The 15,852-nt window shown below is 73.1% G+C and carries 14 protein-coding genes; 7 read left to right on the forward strand and 7 right to left on the reverse strand.

Features of this window, described 5'->3' with window-relative positions; translation table 11 throughout:
- Positions 1-76: 76 nt before the first annotated feature.
- Positions 77-451 carry an STAS domain-containing protein gene (locus N7925_RS14495; protein ID WP_265600032.1) on the reverse strand — a complete coding sequence of 125 codons (375 nt, stop codon included), beginning with the start codon at positions 449-451 and terminating at the stop codon, positions 77-79.
- 353 nt (positions 452-804) lie between these two features.
- Here N7925_RS14495 and N7925_RS14500 point away from each other — a divergent pair, with 353 nt between their 5' ends.
- Entirely contained in the window at positions 805-1,398 is a 594-nt protein-coding gene (locus tag N7925_RS14500; protein ID WP_274344061.1) for an RNA polymerase sigma factor, read from the forward strand.
- Positions 1,395-2,786: a zf-HC2 domain-containing protein gene (locus N7925_RS14505; RefSeq protein WP_274344062.1), complete on the forward strand. Its 1,392-nt coding sequence runs from the start codon at positions 1,395-1,397 to the stop codon at positions 2,784-2,786. Before N7925_RS14500 ends, N7925_RS14505 begins: the two co-directional genes overlap by 4 nt.
- A gap of 42 nt (positions 2,787-2,828) precedes the next feature.
- On the opposite strand, the gene purU is transcribed toward N7925_RS14505, so the two are convergent.
- Entirely contained in the window at positions 2,829-3,725 is an 897-nt protein-coding gene (gene purU, locus N7925_RS14510; protein ID WP_265600035.1) for a formyltetrahydrofolate deformylase, read from the reverse strand.
- A gap of 28 nt (positions 3,726-3,753) precedes the next feature.
- A complete protein-coding gene (locus tag N7925_RS14515; protein WP_265603877.1) occupies positions 3,754-4,200 on the reverse strand; it encodes an SCO4402 family protein in 447 nt (148 codons plus the stop codon).
- Positions 4,201-4,374: 174 nt separating this feature from the next.
- On the opposite strand from N7925_RS14515, the gene N7925_RS14520 reads away from it, so the two are divergent.
- Positions 4,375-5,646: an ABC transporter substrate-binding protein gene (locus tag N7925_RS14520; protein WP_265600036.1), complete on the forward strand. Its 1,272-nt coding sequence runs from the start codon at positions 4,375-4,377 to the stop codon at positions 5,644-5,646.
- A gap of 63 nt (positions 5,647-5,709) precedes the next feature.
- Here N7925_RS14520 and N7925_RS14525 read toward each other — a convergent pair whose 3' ends face one another.
- Together N7925_RS14525 and N7925_RS14530 are read right to left on the reverse strand one after the other, a co-directional pair.
- Positions 5,710-7,392 (reverse strand): hypothetical protein, encoded by a 1,683-nt coding sequence (locus tag N7925_RS14525; RefSeq protein ID WP_274344063.1) that lies wholly within the window; start codon positions 7,390-7,392, stop codon positions 5,710-5,712.
- A 187-nt stretch (positions 7,393-7,579) separates the two neighbouring features.
- A complete protein-coding gene (locus N7925_RS14530; protein WP_265600038.1) occupies positions 7,580-8,962 on the reverse strand; it encodes a transcriptional regulator in 1,383 nt (460 codons plus the stop codon).
- Between the two features lie 290 nt (positions 8,963-9,252).
- On the opposite strand from N7925_RS14530, the gene N7925_RS14535 reads away from it, so the two are divergent.
- From N7925_RS14535 to N7925_RS14545, 3 genes are all read left to right on the forward strand, one after another.
- On the forward strand, positions 9,253-9,939 hold the full coding sequence (locus tag N7925_RS14535) for a bifunctional DNA primase/polymerase (protein WP_274346469.1): 687 nt from the start codon (positions 9,253-9,255) through the stop codon (positions 9,937-9,939).
- A gap of 84 nt (positions 9,940-10,023) precedes the next feature.
- A complete protein-coding gene (locus N7925_RS14540) occupies positions 10,024-10,863 on the forward strand; it encodes an ABC transporter ATP-binding protein (RefSeq protein ID WP_265600039.1) in 840 nt (279 codons plus the stop codon).
- Positions 10,860-12,497, forward strand: a complete 1,638-nt coding sequence (locus N7925_RS14545; RefSeq protein WP_274344064.1) for a transporter — start codon at positions 10,860-10,862, stop codon at positions 12,495-12,497. Before N7925_RS14540 ends, N7925_RS14545 begins: the two co-directional genes overlap by 4 nt.
- 14 nt (positions 12,498-12,511) lie before the next feature.
- On the opposite strand, the gene N7925_RS14550 is transcribed toward N7925_RS14545, so the two are convergent.
- Positions 12,512-13,378: an alpha/beta fold hydrolase gene (locus N7925_RS14550; protein WP_265600041.1), complete on the reverse strand. Its 867-nt coding sequence runs from the start codon at positions 13,376-13,378 to the stop codon at positions 12,512-12,514.
- Positions 13,379-14,047: 669 nt separating this feature from the next.
- On the reverse strand, positions 14,048-14,740 hold the full coding sequence (locus N7925_RS14555) for a metal-dependent transcriptional regulator (RefSeq protein ID WP_265600042.1): 693 nt from the start codon (positions 14,738-14,740) through the stop codon (positions 14,048-14,050).
- A 266-nt stretch (positions 14,741-15,006) separates the two neighbouring features.
- Between N7925_RS14555 and N7925_RS14560 the strand changes: the two genes are divergently transcribed.
- Positions 15,007-15,762, forward strand: a complete 756-nt coding sequence (locus N7925_RS14560) for an SIS domain-containing protein (protein ID WP_265600043.1) — start codon at positions 15,007-15,009, stop codon at positions 15,760-15,762.
- Positions 15,763-15,852: the final 90 nt, after the last annotated feature.

Below are 15,852 nucleotides of genomic sequence, written 5' to 3' on the forward strand. Positions count from 1 at the left end.
CGTACGACGCCCGGGGCGCTCACACGTCACCGAGCAGCGCCTCCTGTGTGACAACCTCGCATCGGAGGAACCCGCTTCAGGCGCTCAGCGGCCTGCACTCCTCGTCGGTGGCGGACAGCGCGTCCGGGTAGACGTCGAACAGCCGGCGCACCCCGAGCGCCCCGAGCACCTTGTTGACGTGCGAACCGTCCTCCGCGCCCCGGGCCGGGAGGATCAGCCGCAGCCGACCGCCGCAGGACTTCATCAGCCGGCGCGAGGCGATCAGCACACCGACGCCGCTGGAGTCGCAGAAGAACACCTCGGACAGGTCGAGCACTACATCGTGCTGCCCCTCCGCCACCGCCTCGTGGACGGACTGGCGCACGACGGGTGAGGTCACCAGGTCGAGTTCGCCGCTCATGCTCAGCACGGTCCAGGAGCCCTGCTCCGCCTCGTCCACCTTCAGCGTCACGCGACTGGACCTCTCGTTCCGGGGCTCCCGGCACTCCGGAAGTTTCCGTTCCTCCTCGCGGCTGCCCCACCGCACCCCCATGAAACACCGACACGCCTGCCGACGCCCAGGAGGTTTCCTGCGGAAAGGCGCACGTCGGGCCGTTTCCGCTGCTCAGAGCGGGCAGCAGGCCGAAAGCGAGCGGACAGCGAGGCAGCCGGGCCGAAAATCGACTACCGTCGTCGGCCACGCGCCGCAAGAAGAGAGTTGCCGCAAAGGCGCGTGCGCCGCCCGCCCGGCGGACTACATTCGGTCCTCACGGGCACAGGGTGGATCACGGATTCGGGTGGACAGGGCCGGGGGCTGGGGGGTTCATGGCGAAGGAGACGGCACCCCGCTGGGACCGCAGGATGCAGCAGAGGCTGGCCTGCGGTGAGGCGGCGGCGCTCGGCGAGCTGTACGACCGGTTCGCGGCCCTCGTCCACAGCCAGGCGCACCGGATGCTCGATGACGAGGACGCCGCCGACCTGGTGACCCGCGAGGTCTTCGCCCAGGTCTGGGAGAACCCCGAGGCGTACGACCCGAAGCAGGGCTCGATGCGCTCCTGGGTGGCCCGCCTCACCCACCGCCAGTCCGTCCAGCGGCTGCGCCGCGCGACGGTCTCCTCGTACGCGGCGGAGCACGGCGAGGGCGCGGCGCCCGACCCGGAGGAGCTGGAGCGGCGGGTGCGCAGCGCCACGGCCGCCGCCCGCGCCGACTACATCGTCTCCTCCATGCCCGCCCCGCTGCGGCAGGCGCTGGAGCTGGCGTACATCCATCGCCGGGACTACCGGCAGACCGCCGCCGACCTCGGGGTGACCGAGGACGAGGCGCGCCGCCGGCTCCGGCTGGGGCTCCAACTGCTCTCCACGGCCAACGCCCGCCCGCTCGAAGGGTCCTCGCCACCCGGTTACGGACGGGTCCGGTGAGCGGCGACGGACGCGAGAGCGAGGGAGGCGAGGAGGAGGTGCGCGGCGCCCGCCGGATACCGGGCCCGCGCGGGGCGGCGGACGACCTCGACCTGGAGTCCGTGCCCCGGCCTGACCTGCCGCCGCCCGGATCGGCGGCCCCGGACGAGGCCGTGCCGGAGCAGTCCGCACCGGAAGAGGCCCTCCCCGAACAGCCGGAAGAGGCCCTCCCCGAACAGGCCGCCCCGGAGCCGCTCATGACCTCCGCCTCCGCTTCGCCCTCCGCCTCGCCCTCCGCCTCGGGCATCGACCTCCCCCACCGGGTGCTCAAGGCCCTCCTCGGCGCCTGGGCGCTGTCCGCCTGTTCGGCCGAGGAGACCGCCGCCGTGGAGGACCATCTCACCGCGTGCGCCCCGTGCGCGGACGAGGCGCTGCGGCTGCGGGACGCGGTGGGGCTGCTGCACACCGACGGCTCCCTGGATCTCGACCCGACGCTCCGGTCCCGGGTGATGGACGGCTGCCTGAGCCGCCGGCCGGCCCGGATCCCGGTGCCGGAGTACGCCGCCCCGTACGACGCCGAGACCGCCCGGCTCGACGCGCTGCTCCGCGACATCGCGGACTCGGAGTGGCACGCGCCGGTGCGCCTGCGGTGGTTCGAGGAGGAGCGCGAGGTCAGCCGCAAAACCACGGTCGCCGGGGTGATCGGCCACCTGACGGCGGTCGACGGGCTGCTGTCCGCCGCGCTCGGCCTCGACGACCCGCTCGGCGGCGGCGAGGTGCCGCTGGACCCCTCCGAGCGCACCGAGAGGCACTGGTCGTCAGCGCACCGGCCGCCCACCCGGGCCGTCCGCGAGCCCTGGCGGGCCCAGAGCCACGAGCTGATCCGCACGGCGTCCTTCGCCGGGCGGAACGTCGCCGAGGCCTCCGTCTCCTACGGGGCCTTCGCCCTGCCGCTCCAGGACGCGCTGCTGGACCGCGCCTTCGAGTGCTGGGTGCACGGCGGGGACATCGCCGACGCCGTCGACTACCCGTACGAGGCCCCGTCGGCGGCCCATCTGCACCGGATGATCGACCTGGCGGCCCGGCTGCTTCCGGCCGCCATGGCGGGGCGCCGCCGCGCCGGACTGGCCGGACCCGCGAAGGACCTCGTCACGGCCGGTGCGCCGGGCCGCTCGGTCCATCTGGAGATCGAGGGCCACGGCGGGGGCGACTGGTACATCGCACTGGACTCGCCGGCCGCCCTCGGCTCGCCCGAGCGCACGGTGGCGCAGGTGGCTTTGGACGGGGTCGAGTTCTGCCGGCTCGCCGCGGGTCACATCTCGCCGGTGGAAGCGGCGGCGGGCCAGGAGGGCGACCGCGAGGCCATCCGCGACGTACTGTTCGCGACGGCCTCGCTCAGCCGGCTGTAGGTCCTGCGGCCGGCTGCGGGACCTGCCGAACGGCGCCGGGTCCTACGCGAAGATCACCGTACGGCGGCCGTTGAGCAGGATGCGCCGCTCCGCGTGCCACTTCACCGCACGCGCCAGCGCCCGGCACTCCACGTCCCGGCCGATGGCGACCAGTTGGTCCGGCGTCACGCCGTGGCCGACGCGCTCGACCTCCTGCTCGATGATCGGGCCCTCGTCGAGGTCGGCGGTGACGTAGTGCGCGGTCGCGCCGATCAGCTTCACGCCGCGCGCGTGCGCCTGGTGGTAGGGCTTGGCGCCCTTGAAGCTCGGCAGGAACGAGTGGTGGATGTTGATGATCCGGCCGCTCAGCTGCTTGCACAGGTCGTCGGAGAGGACCTGCATGTAGCGGGCCAGGACGACCAGCTCGACGTCCTCCTCGCGGACCAGCTCCAGCAGTCGCGCCTCGGCCTCCGCCTTGTTGTCCTGCGTCACCGGGAGGTGCCGGAAGGGGATGTTGTACGAGGCGACGAGCTCGGCGAAGTCCGTGTGGTTGGAGACGACGGCCGCGATCTCGACCGGCAGCGCCCCGGTGCGGGACCGGAACAGCAGGTCGTTGAGGCAGTGGCCGAACTTGCTCACCATCAGCACGATCCGCATGCGCTCGGCGGGCCGGTGGATCTGCCACTCCATCCGGAAGGCCTCCCCGATCGCGGCGAAGCTGGCGCGGAGCTTGTCCACCGTCACGGTGGCGTCGGCCGAGAAGTGGACCCGCATGAAGAACAGACCCGTGTCGTGGTCCCCGAACTGCTGACTGTCCTCGATGTTGCAGCCGGTCATGAAGAGATAGCTCGACACGGCGTGCACGATGCCCTGCTTGTCGGGGCAGGAGAGCGTGAGGACGTACTGCTCGGTCGCGGCGGCGTCCGAGGCGGCGGAGGGGGCGGGCTGCGGCGCGGTCATCCTCGTAGGGTGCCACACCCGCCGTGTCTCAGGCGGCCCTGGTCATGATGCGGATGACGTCCAGCGAGCGGGGCGGTATGTCCGGATCCTCCGCGTCGTTGGTGGCGAGCATCACATGGGCCTCGCGGGCCGCGAGGACGGCCTCCGGCCAGCCGGGGTGCTCCAGATAGGCGGAGACGGGGGCGTCCGCACCGACCTGGTGCATGATCCGCAGCACGCGCAGGGCGGCGGCGTCCACGGCGGCGGCCTCGGCGGAGTCCTTGAATATGGTGCCGACGTACTTCTCGGCGGACCAGTTGTCGAGCCAGGTGTCCTCGACCAGGCGGTACACGGCGTCGGTGACGTCCCCGTACCCTTCCCGGCCGGCGAGCCAGCACTCGTGATGGAAGACGGGGTCGGAGAGCATGTGCAGCGCCGAGCGCACGTTGGTGCGCCAGCGCCACCACGGCATGTCAGTGAGCGGCATGCCGCCCATGGTGGACGAGCGACGGCCGCGACGGGAAGAGTTCTCCGAACCTTGCTGCACGGTCGTCGATCGTACGTTCCTTCACCGCGTCTCCGCACGGGCCCCCGTAATTCACCTGGACGTCACCGTGCGTTGAGAACGGCACACCGCGCCGTTACCCGGGGCCCGGAAGGGTCCAGTCCCATGACCGGACGGCGACGCCCCACCTTTCCCCGCCCCTTCCCGGGCGTCATCAGCGCGGCGGCGGCGGGAGCGGTGCTGCTGTCCGGCTGCGGCGTGCTCCCTGGGGCCTCGGGGGGGTCCAGGGGGCCCGTCACCGTGATGACGTGGGCGCCCGACCGGTCGGAGGACATCAACGCGGTGAAGATGTCCGGGGTGCCCGCCATGGCCCAGACGTACGCGCGCTGGGTCAACGACACCGGTGGCATCGACGGGCGCGAGCTGAAGGTGGTCGTCTGCGACGAGGGCGACACCGCGATCGGCGCCGAGCGGTGTGCGCGGGAGGCCGTCGAGAAGAAGGTGGCCGCCGTCGTCGGCTCGTACAGCCGCCACGGCCAGAGCTTCATGCCGGCGCTGGAGGCGGGCGGCGTCCCGTACATCGGCGGCTACGGCGCCTCCACGGAGGAGTTCAGCAGCTACCTCTCGTACCCCGTCAACGGTGGCCAGTCGGCGCTGCTGGCCGGTCACGGGCAGCAGTTGGGCCGCAGCTGCGAGCGGGTCTCGCTGGTGCGGCCCGACTCGATCGGCGGCGACGGCATGCCGCCGCTCCTGAACAACGGGCTGATGGCCGCCGGCCGGCCCGCCTCCACCGACATCCTGGCCCCGCTGGACGCCACGTCCTACGACGAGCAGGCCACGCAGGCGCTGGAACGGTCCGACGGCGGCTGTGTGACGGCGGTGCTCGGCGCCCGTACGGAGACGTTCTTCGACTCCTTCCGCCGTCTGGAGCCGGACGGCGAGCAGGTCAGGATCTCCTCCGTGCTGGGCAGCGTCAGCCAGCCGCTCGTCGACCGCACGGGCGGCCCGAACAGCCCCTTCGAGGGCGCCTACGTCACCGGTTGGTACCCGGACGCGAGGAACGCGCGCTGGAAGGAGATGCGCCAGGTGGTCGGTCAGTACGCCTTCGGGGACAACCGCATCGACCCGGACGACACCGCCGTGCAGACGACCTGGATCGCGTACACGGCGCTGCGGGCGGCCGTCCGGGCGATCGACGACGAGAAGGTCACACCGGGCCGGGTCGTGGCCGCCCTCAACCGGGGCGTCGAGGTCGACACCGGCGGCCTGACCCCGACGCTCCGCTGGCGCTTCGAGGACCTGGTCGGCACGTTGAACTACCCGCGCATCGTCAACACGAAGGTGACGTTCCAAGTGGTGCGCGAGGGACGTCTCACCGCCCAGAAGAAGGGCTTCGTGGACGTATCCGACGCCCTCACGGACGCCCCGCGCAGCTGAGAGCTGCCCCGCGGGGCCTCCCGTGTGGATCAGGCCGGAACCGGACCGGACCGGGCCCAGGGCTCAGAGTTCGGTGAACCCGTGCTTGGTCAGGCCGTACTTCGCCGCGATCACGTTCCAGAGCTTGGACGCCTCGCGCTTGGCCTGGGTGGCCACCCCGCTCTGCTGGTTGGCCTTGGCCGTCTCGCTCGTCGACCGGGCCTGGCCGCCCTTGCAGACGTGCTTCTGCTTCTTGGCCTGCCGCGCCCAGGTCGCGTAGTGGTCGTCGGCCGCCGCCGAGGCCTTCCACGCCCGGTTCAGCGAGGCGGTCAGCTCCGCGTTCTGCGGGAGCTTGTCCACGGTCAGCCCCTCGAGCCGGGTCACCAGGTCGCGGCGCTGCTGGGCGGCGCCCTTGAGGTCGTCGTTGGCCCGGTCGAGGTCCTTGCAGGACTTGATCTTCTCGACCGCGCTGATCACCGCGGCCCGGCTGTCGTTGCTGTCGGCGAGCAGCTTGTCCAACGCCTCGGCCTGCGGCTTCGCCGGGTCGGGTGCCGCCTCGGCGGTGGGCTCCGTGGCCGGTGAACTCTGCGAGGCGACCGGCTGCTTGTCGTCCTCACCGGGGTCGTCGCCGCCGCTCAGCAGCGCGCCCGCGCCGAGTCCGATGACGGCGCAGCCCACGACGACCGCAGCGATCAGCGGAACATGTGCGGACCGCCGGCGCGGGGCGTCGCCGCTCGGCTGCGGAACCGGTCCGTCCTGCTCCCCGCGGCCCTGGAAGCCCTGGAGGCCGGGCTGGTAGCCCCCGGGCGCCTGCGGGGGCAACTGGCCGCCCTGGGGCTGCCGCTGGGGCTGGTGGGGCTGCTGGGGCTGATAGCCCTGCTGCTGGTACGGGGGCGGGGGCTGCTGCCCCGCGTCGAACTGCGGTATCTGCTGTGTGGCGCCCGCGGGTTCCTCGGAACGGAACAGGTTGTCGAACTCCGCGGGCGGCTGCCGGTCCCCCGGCGCGCCCGGCCTGATCCCGTACGGGGCCCCTCCGGGCACCGGGGGTATGTACTGGGTCGCGTCGGCGTCACCGCCGCCCGGCGAGGGCCCCACAGGGCCGGGACCGCCCGGGACGGGCGCGATGTACTGCGTGGCGTCCGCGTCCCCGCCGCCCTGCGAGGGCCCCACGGGGCCGGGACCGCCCGGAACGGGCGCGATGTACTGCGTGGCGTCCGCGTCACCGCCGGGAACACCCTGACCGCCCTGACCGCCCTGGGCGCCCGGCCCTGCCTCCGGCGGCAGCGGCTGCGCGTACGGCTGAGGCTGCTGGTTCTGCTGGTGCTGGGGGTACTGCTGCGGGTACGCGCCGGGCTGCTGGTGCGGCAGCTGCTGCGGCTGCTGGTAGGAGCCGGGCTGCTGCGGCTGCTGGTAGGAGCCGGGCTGCTGAGGCGGCTGGTACGCACCCGGCTGCTGGGGCTGCTGATACGCCCCGGGCTGCTGGTACGCCTCCGGGCCCGGCGACTGCTGCGCGGGCGGCGGCAGGGGTTGCGCGGGCGGGTAGCCGTAGCCCCCGGCCGGCTGCTGCTGCGGTCCCGGCGGCCCCCACTGCCCGCCCCACGGCTGACCGCCCGCGGGCGCCGCCTGCTCACCCTGCTGCCCGCCCTGCCCGGCCCCGGGCGCCCCGGCGGTCCAGGGGGCTCCGCCGTCGGCAGGCAGCACGACACCCTCGTGCGCGGGTCGTGCGGCGGGGAGCTCGTGCTCGCCGCCCTGTCCGCTCTGCGTCACCAGGACTCCTACGTGTGAACCTACGGAACCGTCGGCTCACGCTATCGGGTGGTCACCCGCCTCCGCCAAGCGCGTGGTACCCCTCACGCCCCCTTCACAGGGCCGGTAACACCCCGCTGCCCCGCGACGCTGTTAACGGCCGGACCGTCACGAACACGGCCCGGACCGCATCGGCGACCCCCTGCCCTCAAGCCGCCTGGAGCTCCAGCCGCTCGCCGAACTCCCGCACCGCGGGCTCCTCGCCGTAGGGCACGAGCCGCTGCTGGAGGTCGTCGAGATATTCGGCGCCCCGGCTGGAGCGCACCGTCGACAGCAGCTCCATCGCCCGGGTGCCCGTGTGGCACGCCCGCTCCACCTCCCGCTGCTGCACCTGGGCCGAGGCCAGCAGCACCAGCGCGATGCCCCGACGCCTGGCCCGGGTCTCCGGCAGCGCGGCCAGCGCCTCCTTCGCCCGCCGGGCCGCCTGCTCCGGCTGCCCCAGGTCGCGGTGGCAGTGGGCCAGTTCGTCCGCGAGGTAGCCCGCGTCGAAGTGCGCGATCCAGACCGGGTCGTCGCCGGACTCCGGGCCCGCCTGCTCCAGCGCGGCGACCGCCCGCCCCGACACCGCGTGGCAGGTCCTGGCGTCCCCGAGCAGCGCGTGGCCCCGGGCCTCCGCCGCGTAGAACATCGCCTGGGCGCGGGGCGTGACGTGCCCCCTGGCCCCTTCCTGCGCGGCGCGGGCCAGTTGGGCGATCTCGCGGGGGTTGCCGAGCTGGGCGGCGAGATGGCTCATCGACGCGGCGAGCACATAGCCGCCGTACGCCCGGTCGCCCGCCGCCTGCGCGAGCCGCAGCGCCTGGATGTAGTAGCGCTGGGCGAGGCCGGGCTGGCCGGTGTCGACCGCCATGTAGCCGCCGAGCTCGGCGAGCCGGGCCACCGCGCCGAACAGCTGCCGCCCCACCTGTTCGCGGTACGCCCCCGAAAGCAGCCCGGAGACCACGCTGTTGAGGTAGTGCACGAGCACCGGCCGCACATGACCGCTGCCGAAGCGGTGGTCGAGGTCGGTCAGCGCGGCGGTCATCGCCCGCACCGCCTCCACGTCGGACATGCCGACCCGGGCCCCCGCCGTCCGCTCGACCTGTGGGTCCGGGCCCGAGATCAGCCAGTCCCGGCTGGGCTCGACCAGCGCGGACGCGGCGACCGCCGACCCGGCGAGCAGATCGCGGCGGCCCACGTCGCTGCGCCACAGCTCGCAGACCTGCTCGACGGCCCCGGCGACGGTCGGCGCGTACTGGAGGCCGACGCCGGAGGCCAGGTTCTTGCCGTTGGCCATGCCGATCTCGTCGATCGTGACCGTACGGCCGAGCTTGCGGCCGAGCGCCTCGGCGATGATCCCCGGGGCCCGGCCCCGGGGCTGCTGCCCCCGCAGCCAACGGGCCACGGAGGTCTTGTCGTAGCGCAGGTCGAGACCCCGCTCGGCCCCGACCATGTTCACGCGGCGCGCGAGGCCCGCGTTGGAACAGGCGGCTTCCTGGATGAGCGTCTGGAGCCGTTCGTTGGGCTGGCGGGCTACGAGAGGCCTTGCAGCCATATGTCCCCCTGAAACGTCGGTTATGTGCAGTGATCGGTGGAAGGGATCACTGCCCGTCACATACTCAAGAAATGCGCATATTCCATCGGCATTCGGTACGGCCATGGCGCGTTGCACCATCGCGGAGGTCCGGGAGCGGCCCTCGGCGGCGGTCCTGGAGGTGGCTACCCGCCCTTCGGCATGACGCCTCACGCGCGCCCCCGCTCGTGCTCCGATGCGCCCCGCGTGCGGGGTCGATGCGCCGGGTCCCTGTTCAGGGGAGGCCGTAACCCCAGGTGACGGCGGGAGTTGTGCTGGGCGTGGAAGAGCCCATCGGAGTCATGGAAGCCGCACAGGTCCCTCAGCAGCGGGGCGAGCATCTGCTCGACGCCGCGGTGCGGTATGCGGAAGAGCGTCATTGGGACGTGTTCCCCGGCGCCTGGCTGGAGGCGGTGGGCGGCGGGGAGCGGTGTTCGTGCGGCGACGCCGGCTGCGCCCTGCCGGGAGCCCACGCGGACCAGGCCGACTGGGCGGGCCGGGCGACCGGCAGCGGGGCCGCCGCCCGGCGCATGTGGAGCAGGCAGCCCCGCGCCTCGGTGCTGCTGCCGACCGGCCGGACCTTCGACGCGCTGGAGGTCCCGGAGTCCGCGGGGTTCCTGGCGCTGGCCCGGATGGAGCGGATGGACCTGACGCTGGGCCCGGTGACCCGCACGCCCGACCGCCGGATGCTGTTCTTCGTGCTGCCGGGTGCCGCCGCCAAGGCCTCCGAGCTGGTGCGCGGGCTCGGCTGGAGCGCCGAGGCGATCGATCTGACCGGTCTCGGCGAGGGCCACTACGTCGCCGCGCCGCCCACCCGGGTCGGCGCCCGGGGAGCCGTGCAGTGGGCCCGGAAGCCCACCCATGCCAACCGCTGGCTGCCCGATGTGGACGAGCTGATCAGCCCGCTGGCGTACGCCTGCGCACGCGAGGCGGCCGACGCCCGTACGCGCGTTCCGTAAGGAGCCCGGACGGCGTCTTCCCGGGCCCCGGTCAGGCCTTTCGTAGGGTGGTCCCCATCTATGGGGATATCGAAAGGCTGTGCCATGCCGGACCGGGCAGATGCACGTACGAGGACAGGCGCGGAGACAGCCGCGACGGCGGGCGGTGCCCAGGAGGCGCGGCCCGCCGTCCGCGTGCAGGGGCTGTGGAAGCGGTTCGGGGATCAGGTCGCCGTCGCGGGGATCGATCTGGAGCTGCCCGCGGGGAAGTTCGTCGGCCTGGTGGGGCCCAACGGGGCGGGCAAGACGACGACGCTCTCGATGGTCACCGGGCTGCTGCGGCCCGACATGGGGAAGATCGAGGTCGCGGGCCACGACGTGTGGACGGACCCGGTCGAGGTGAAGTCCCGGATCGGGGTGCTGCCGGAGGGGCTGCGGCTGTTCGAGCGGCTCTCGGGTCGTGAACTGCTCGCCTACAACGGGCGGTTGCGCGGCCTGCCGGGGGACGAGGTGGACAAGCGGGCCACCCAGCTGCTGGACGTACTGGATCTCGCGGGCTCGCAGCACAAGCTGGTCGTGGACTACTCGACCGGCATGCGGAAGAAGATCGGGCTCGCGGCGGCCCTGCTCCACAACCCCGAAGTGCTCTTCCTGGACGAACCGTTCGAGGGCGTCGACCCGGTCTCGGCGCAGACCATCCGGGGGGTGCTGGAGCGCTACACCCGGTCCGGGGCGACCGTGGTCTTCTCCAGCCATGTGATGGAGCTGGTCGAGTCGCTGTGCGACTGGGTCGCCGTGATGGCGGCGGGCCGGATCAAGGCGCAGGGCACCCTGGCCGAGGTGCGCGGCGACGCCCCCTCGCTCCAGAGCGCCTTCCTCGAACTGGTCGGAGCGGGCGGCCGGGACGCCGGCGACTCCCTCGACTGGCTGGGCGGCTCCCGATGAGCGTGCTGGACGCCCCGGTCACCTCGGCCGCCCCCGCGGCGCCGACGACGGGCCTGACCCCGATCTTCGTCCGGCTCAAGCTGACGCTGCTGCGCAACGGACTGCGGCAGTCCTCCGGGCGCAAGGCGGTGTTCATCACCTCCCTGGTCTTCACGCTGCTGCTCGCCGCGGGTCAGGTGCTCGGCCTGGTGCTGCTGCGCGGCAACGAGCACGCGGGCACCGTCGTGGTGCTGTTGACCGGTGTCGTGGCGCTCGGCTGGGCGGTGCTGCCGCTGTTCTTCCCCAGCGGTGACGACACCCTCGACCCGACCCGGCTGGTGATGTTGCCGCTGCGGCCGGAGCCGCTGATCCGGGCCCTGCTGGTCTCCTCGGTGATCGGCATCGGCCCGCTGTTCACCCTCTGCCTGGTGGTCGGTTCGGTCATCGCGCTGGCGCACGGGGCGGCGGGCGTGGTGTTCGCGGTGCTCGCGGTCCCGCTGACGATGCTGCTCTGCGTGGCGCTGTCCCGGGCGGTGGCCACGGCCAACGTCCGGCTGCTGAACTCCCGCAAGGGCCGCGACCTCGCGGTGCTCAGCGGGCTGGTGATCGCGGTGGGCATCCAGTTCGTCAACTTCGGCGCGCAGCGGCTCGGTCAGGCCGGCGGGCTGTCCGCGCTGGAACCCGCGGGCGACGTGGTCCGCTGGCTGCCCGGCGCCTCCGCCGTGGCGTCGGTGGACGCGGCCTCGGACGGCGCGTACGGGGTCGCCCTCGCCCAGCTCCTGATCACGGTGGCGGCCCTGGCGGCGCTGATGTGGATGTGGCGGCGGACCCTGGTGACGCTGATGACCTCACCGGACGGTTCGACCCTGGCGGCGGCGGAGCCGGCCCGCAAGGAGTCCGGCCGGGGCGGTCTGTCGGCGCTGCTGCCGGAGGGCCGCACCGCGACGGTGATGCAGCGCAGCCTGCGGTACGTGGCCCGGGACCCGAAGACCAAGGCGGCCTGGGTGACGGCGCTGGCGGTCGGGGCGATCGTGCCGCTGCTCAACGCGGTCCAGGGCACCGGCTCGGTCTACTTCGCGTGCTTCGCGGCCGGGATGCTCGGCATGCAGATGTACAACCAGTTCGGCCAGGACACCTCGGCCTTCTGGATGGTGGCGCTGACGATCTCCTCGCCCCGGGACGCGTACGTCGAACTGCGGGCGCGGGCGCTGGTCCTGCTGCTGCTCACCCTGCCGTTCACGCTGCTCGTCTGTGCGGTGACGGCGGCGGTGATCGGTGACTGGCAGGCGCTGCCGGGGGCGCTCGGCCTGTCGTTCGCGCTGCTGGGCTCGATGCTGGCGACGGGCGCGGTGGCCTCGGCGCTGTTCCCGTACTCGATTCCGCAGGAGGGCGCGTTCAAGAACGTGGTGCCGGGCCAGGCCGGCCTGGCCTGGATCTCGATCCTCGGCGGCATGGTGGCCGCCGCGCTGCTGGCCGCGCCGGTGATCGTGCCGACCATCTGGATGCACGTCGCGGACCACCACGGGGCTCTGTGGCTCCTGGTGCCGGGCGGGGTCGTGTACGGGGCGCTCGTCGGGTGGGCGGGGCTGCGGATCGCCGCGCGGCGCACGGCGGCCCGGCTGCCGGAGATCCTGGCGGCGGTCAGCAAGGGCTGAGCCGCCGACAGGCCCTACGGGACAGCCCTCAGCTGTTCCAGGAAAGGTTCGACCGCGGCCCGCCAGCCCTCCGGCTGGTCGTAGTGGACGAGGTGGCCCGCGTCCGCCACTTCCGCGTACTGGCCGCGGGGCAGGACCCGGACCATCTCCTGGGCCTCGGCGCGGCCCAGCTCCCCGTCGAGGCCGCGCAGCACCAGCGCGGGGCACTGGACCTGGGCCAGCTCCTCCCAGTGGGCGTCGAAGACCCAGGTGGCGCGGGTGCGGAGCATCTGGTGGCGGGAGAAGACGGGGCGCCAGCCGTCTTCCCGCTCGGCCATCACCTCCGCGTAGAACTCGCCGCGCGAGGGGTTCGGCCGCTCCACCCAGGGGTCGTCCTCGCCGAACCACTTCCGTACGTCGGCGAGGGTGGCGAAGGGCAGCGGCCAGGAGTCGAACCAGTCGCTCCACTCGCGCTGGGAGGCCGCCCCGAGGGCGGAGGCCCGCATGTCGCAGACGACGAGAGCGCGGACGAGGTCGGGGCGCTTGGCGGCGAGCTGCCAGCCCGTGAGCGCTCCCATGGCGTGGCCGACGACGGTGACGGGGCCGAGGCCGAGCTGTTCGATCGCGGCCTCGGCGTCGGAGACGTAGGCGTCGCGGCTGTAGGGCCCGTCGGCGGGCTTGTCGCTGCGGCCGTGGCCCCGCTGGTCGAGGCCGACCGCGCGGTGCCGTTCGGCCAGCCAGCGGGCGGTCGGGGCCCAGTGCGAGGCCCGGCCCATCAGCCCGTGCAGCAGTAAGACCCCGGGAGCGCTGTCCGCTTCCGCGCGCTCCTTGGGCGGATCGGCGAACTCCCATGCCGCGAGGCGTACGCCGTCGGTTCCGGTCACATCGATGCGCCGCACCATAGTCCTGGCACCCCCTTCTGGTCCTCGATCACCGTGTGGTCGCACCCCGCCAGGCTATCGAACTCTTATTCGAAAATGAGGTTCTGCCACCCAAGACCCCACGTTCGAGTGACACCGGTCAAGGATTGATGCCGACCGGCCTGGGGAGATCTTCAGCGGGAGGCGGGCCGCTCGGGGACAGGGGCCCGCGGGAGCTGACCTTGAGAGCTCGGGGCTCCAGGTCAGCACAGGGGAGGAACGGCCCCGGCGCCTTCGGACGCCGGGGCCGCCCCCTGTCCGGGCACCGCGCCCGAGACCCTCGACAACGATGGCAGGCCGCGGCACGAACCGCCCCTCACCTGCCGGGATCGGGGCGTTCCTCAGGCCATTCCTCAGGCCATTCCTCAGGCCATTCCTCAGGGCGTGGAGAAGCGCGCCGGGCACCGTGCGGTGCGCGCGTTGGTACGACGGGCGCATTCCCTGCTCCCTCCCCGACCGTGCCGGCCGGAGCCGGCCGACACCCCTCAGGTCCTCTGCCTGGCCTCAGCCTGGCATGTGACGCGTCCGGCCGCTGGCGTTCCGGACGGAAATCGGCGAGCGCACATCACGGTTGTGTTGCCGCGGCCGACGCACGGCCGGCCACCGGGCCGACCCGGGCGCCGAACGCGCCGGCACCGGGCGGCAGCGGGGTCAGCGCTTGGCGACGAAGACGTGCGAGGCGACCTCGGAGTCGAGCTCGGCCGCCTCCCCGCTGGAGCCGACCAGCACCCCGCCGGGCGACTCGGTCACGCTGACGACGGACCCGGGCTGCACCCCGGCCCTGCGCAGCGTGTACATCAGCTGGGCGTCGGTCTGGATCGGCTCCCCGATCCGCCGCACCACCACGGTCTTGCCCTCGACGCCCGGGTCCAGCTCGGCCAGGCTCACCATGGAGGCGTCCAGGAACGGGTCGGCCCCGGCCTTCTCGCCCAGCTCCTCCAGGCCCGGGATGGGATTCCCGTACGGCGACTCCGTCGGGTGACGCAGCAGCTCCAGCACCCGCCGCTCCACCGCCTCGCTCATCACGTGCTCCCAGCGGCAGGCCTCGGCGTGGACCTGTTCCCACTCCAGGCCGATGACGTCCACGAGCAGACACTCGGCGAGCCGGTGCTTGCGCATGACGCGGGTGGCGAGGCGGCGGCCCTCCTCGGTCAGCTCCAGATGGCGGTCCCCCGCGACCTGGACCAGTCCGTCGCGCTCCATGCGGGCCACCGTCTGGCTGACGGTCGGACCACTCTGGTCCAGCCGTTCGGCGATGCGGGCGCGCATGGGGACCACGCCTTCCTCTTCCAGTTCGAGGATGGTGCGGAGATACATCTCCGTGGTGTCGATCAGTCCGGACATACGTGCCCCTCGATGCTGTGACTAGAAAACGTCGTGCGATGGCCCTGCACCAATTCTGACGCATAGCGCCGACAACCGTGCCGTCCCGGTGGAAGACCGGTGGAAGTGCGTGCGGCCGGGGTCACAAGGCGCTATTGACAGTCCACTGGTCCAGACCGCAACGTGATCGGCGGCACCGGCATTCCCGCATGCGTTCCCGCACCGCGGGACGCCTGCCGCACCACCCGTCCCACCCCGTCCCCGTCCCCGTCGAAAGGGCTCTCCCGATGAGCGACAGCAAGCTGGCCGGTCAGTTCTTCGATGCGGCGATCGGCCTGCTGACGCGGGTGCGGGACGAGGAGGCGGACAGCATCGCCGCCGCCGGCGCGGCCGTCGCGGACACCGTCGAGTCCGGCGGCAGGCTCTTCGCCTTCGGCGCGGGCCACTCCTCGCTGGCCGCCCAGGACGTCGTCTACCGCGCGGGCGGCCTGGCGCTGATGAACCTGCTCACCGTGCCCGGCGTGGTCGGCGTGGACGTCATGCCCGCCACGCTCGGGTCGGCGCTGGAGCGGGTGGACGGGCTCGCCTCGGCCGTCCTGGACTCCAGCCCCGCCACCGCCGGGGACCTCCTGGTGATCGTCTCGCTGTCCGGGCGCAACGCCCTGCCCGTCGAGATGGCGCAGAACGCCCGTGCCCTCGGGCTGAAGGTCATCGGCCTCACCTCGGTCGCGTACGCGGAGAGCACCCGCTCCCGGCACGCCTCGGGCGGCTTCCTGCGCGACCACTGCGACATCGTCCTGGACAGCAAGATCGCGATCGGCGACGCGGAGCTGACGGCCCCCGGCGTCGACGCCCCCTTCGCCCCCGCCTCGACCGTGGTGACCAGCGCGATCATGCAGGCGATGCTGGCCGCCGCCGTCGAACAGCTGGTGGCCCGGGGCATCGAGCCGCCGATGCTGCGCTCGGGCAACGTCGACGGCGGCCACGAGTGGAACGGCCGGGTCATGACGGAGTACCGGGACCGGATCTTCTACCGCCACTGAGCGCCGGCGCGCGGCGTCGCACCACCCGGCGTTCCGCCGTCGAGCCCCGCCGTCGAGCCCCGCCGTTGAGCCCCCGCCGCTGAGCCGGGG

This window comes from Streptomyces sp. CA-278952, assembly GCF_028747205.1.
Classification (GTDB): domain Bacteria; phylum Actinomycetota; class Actinomycetes; order Streptomycetales; family Streptomycetaceae; genus Streptomyces.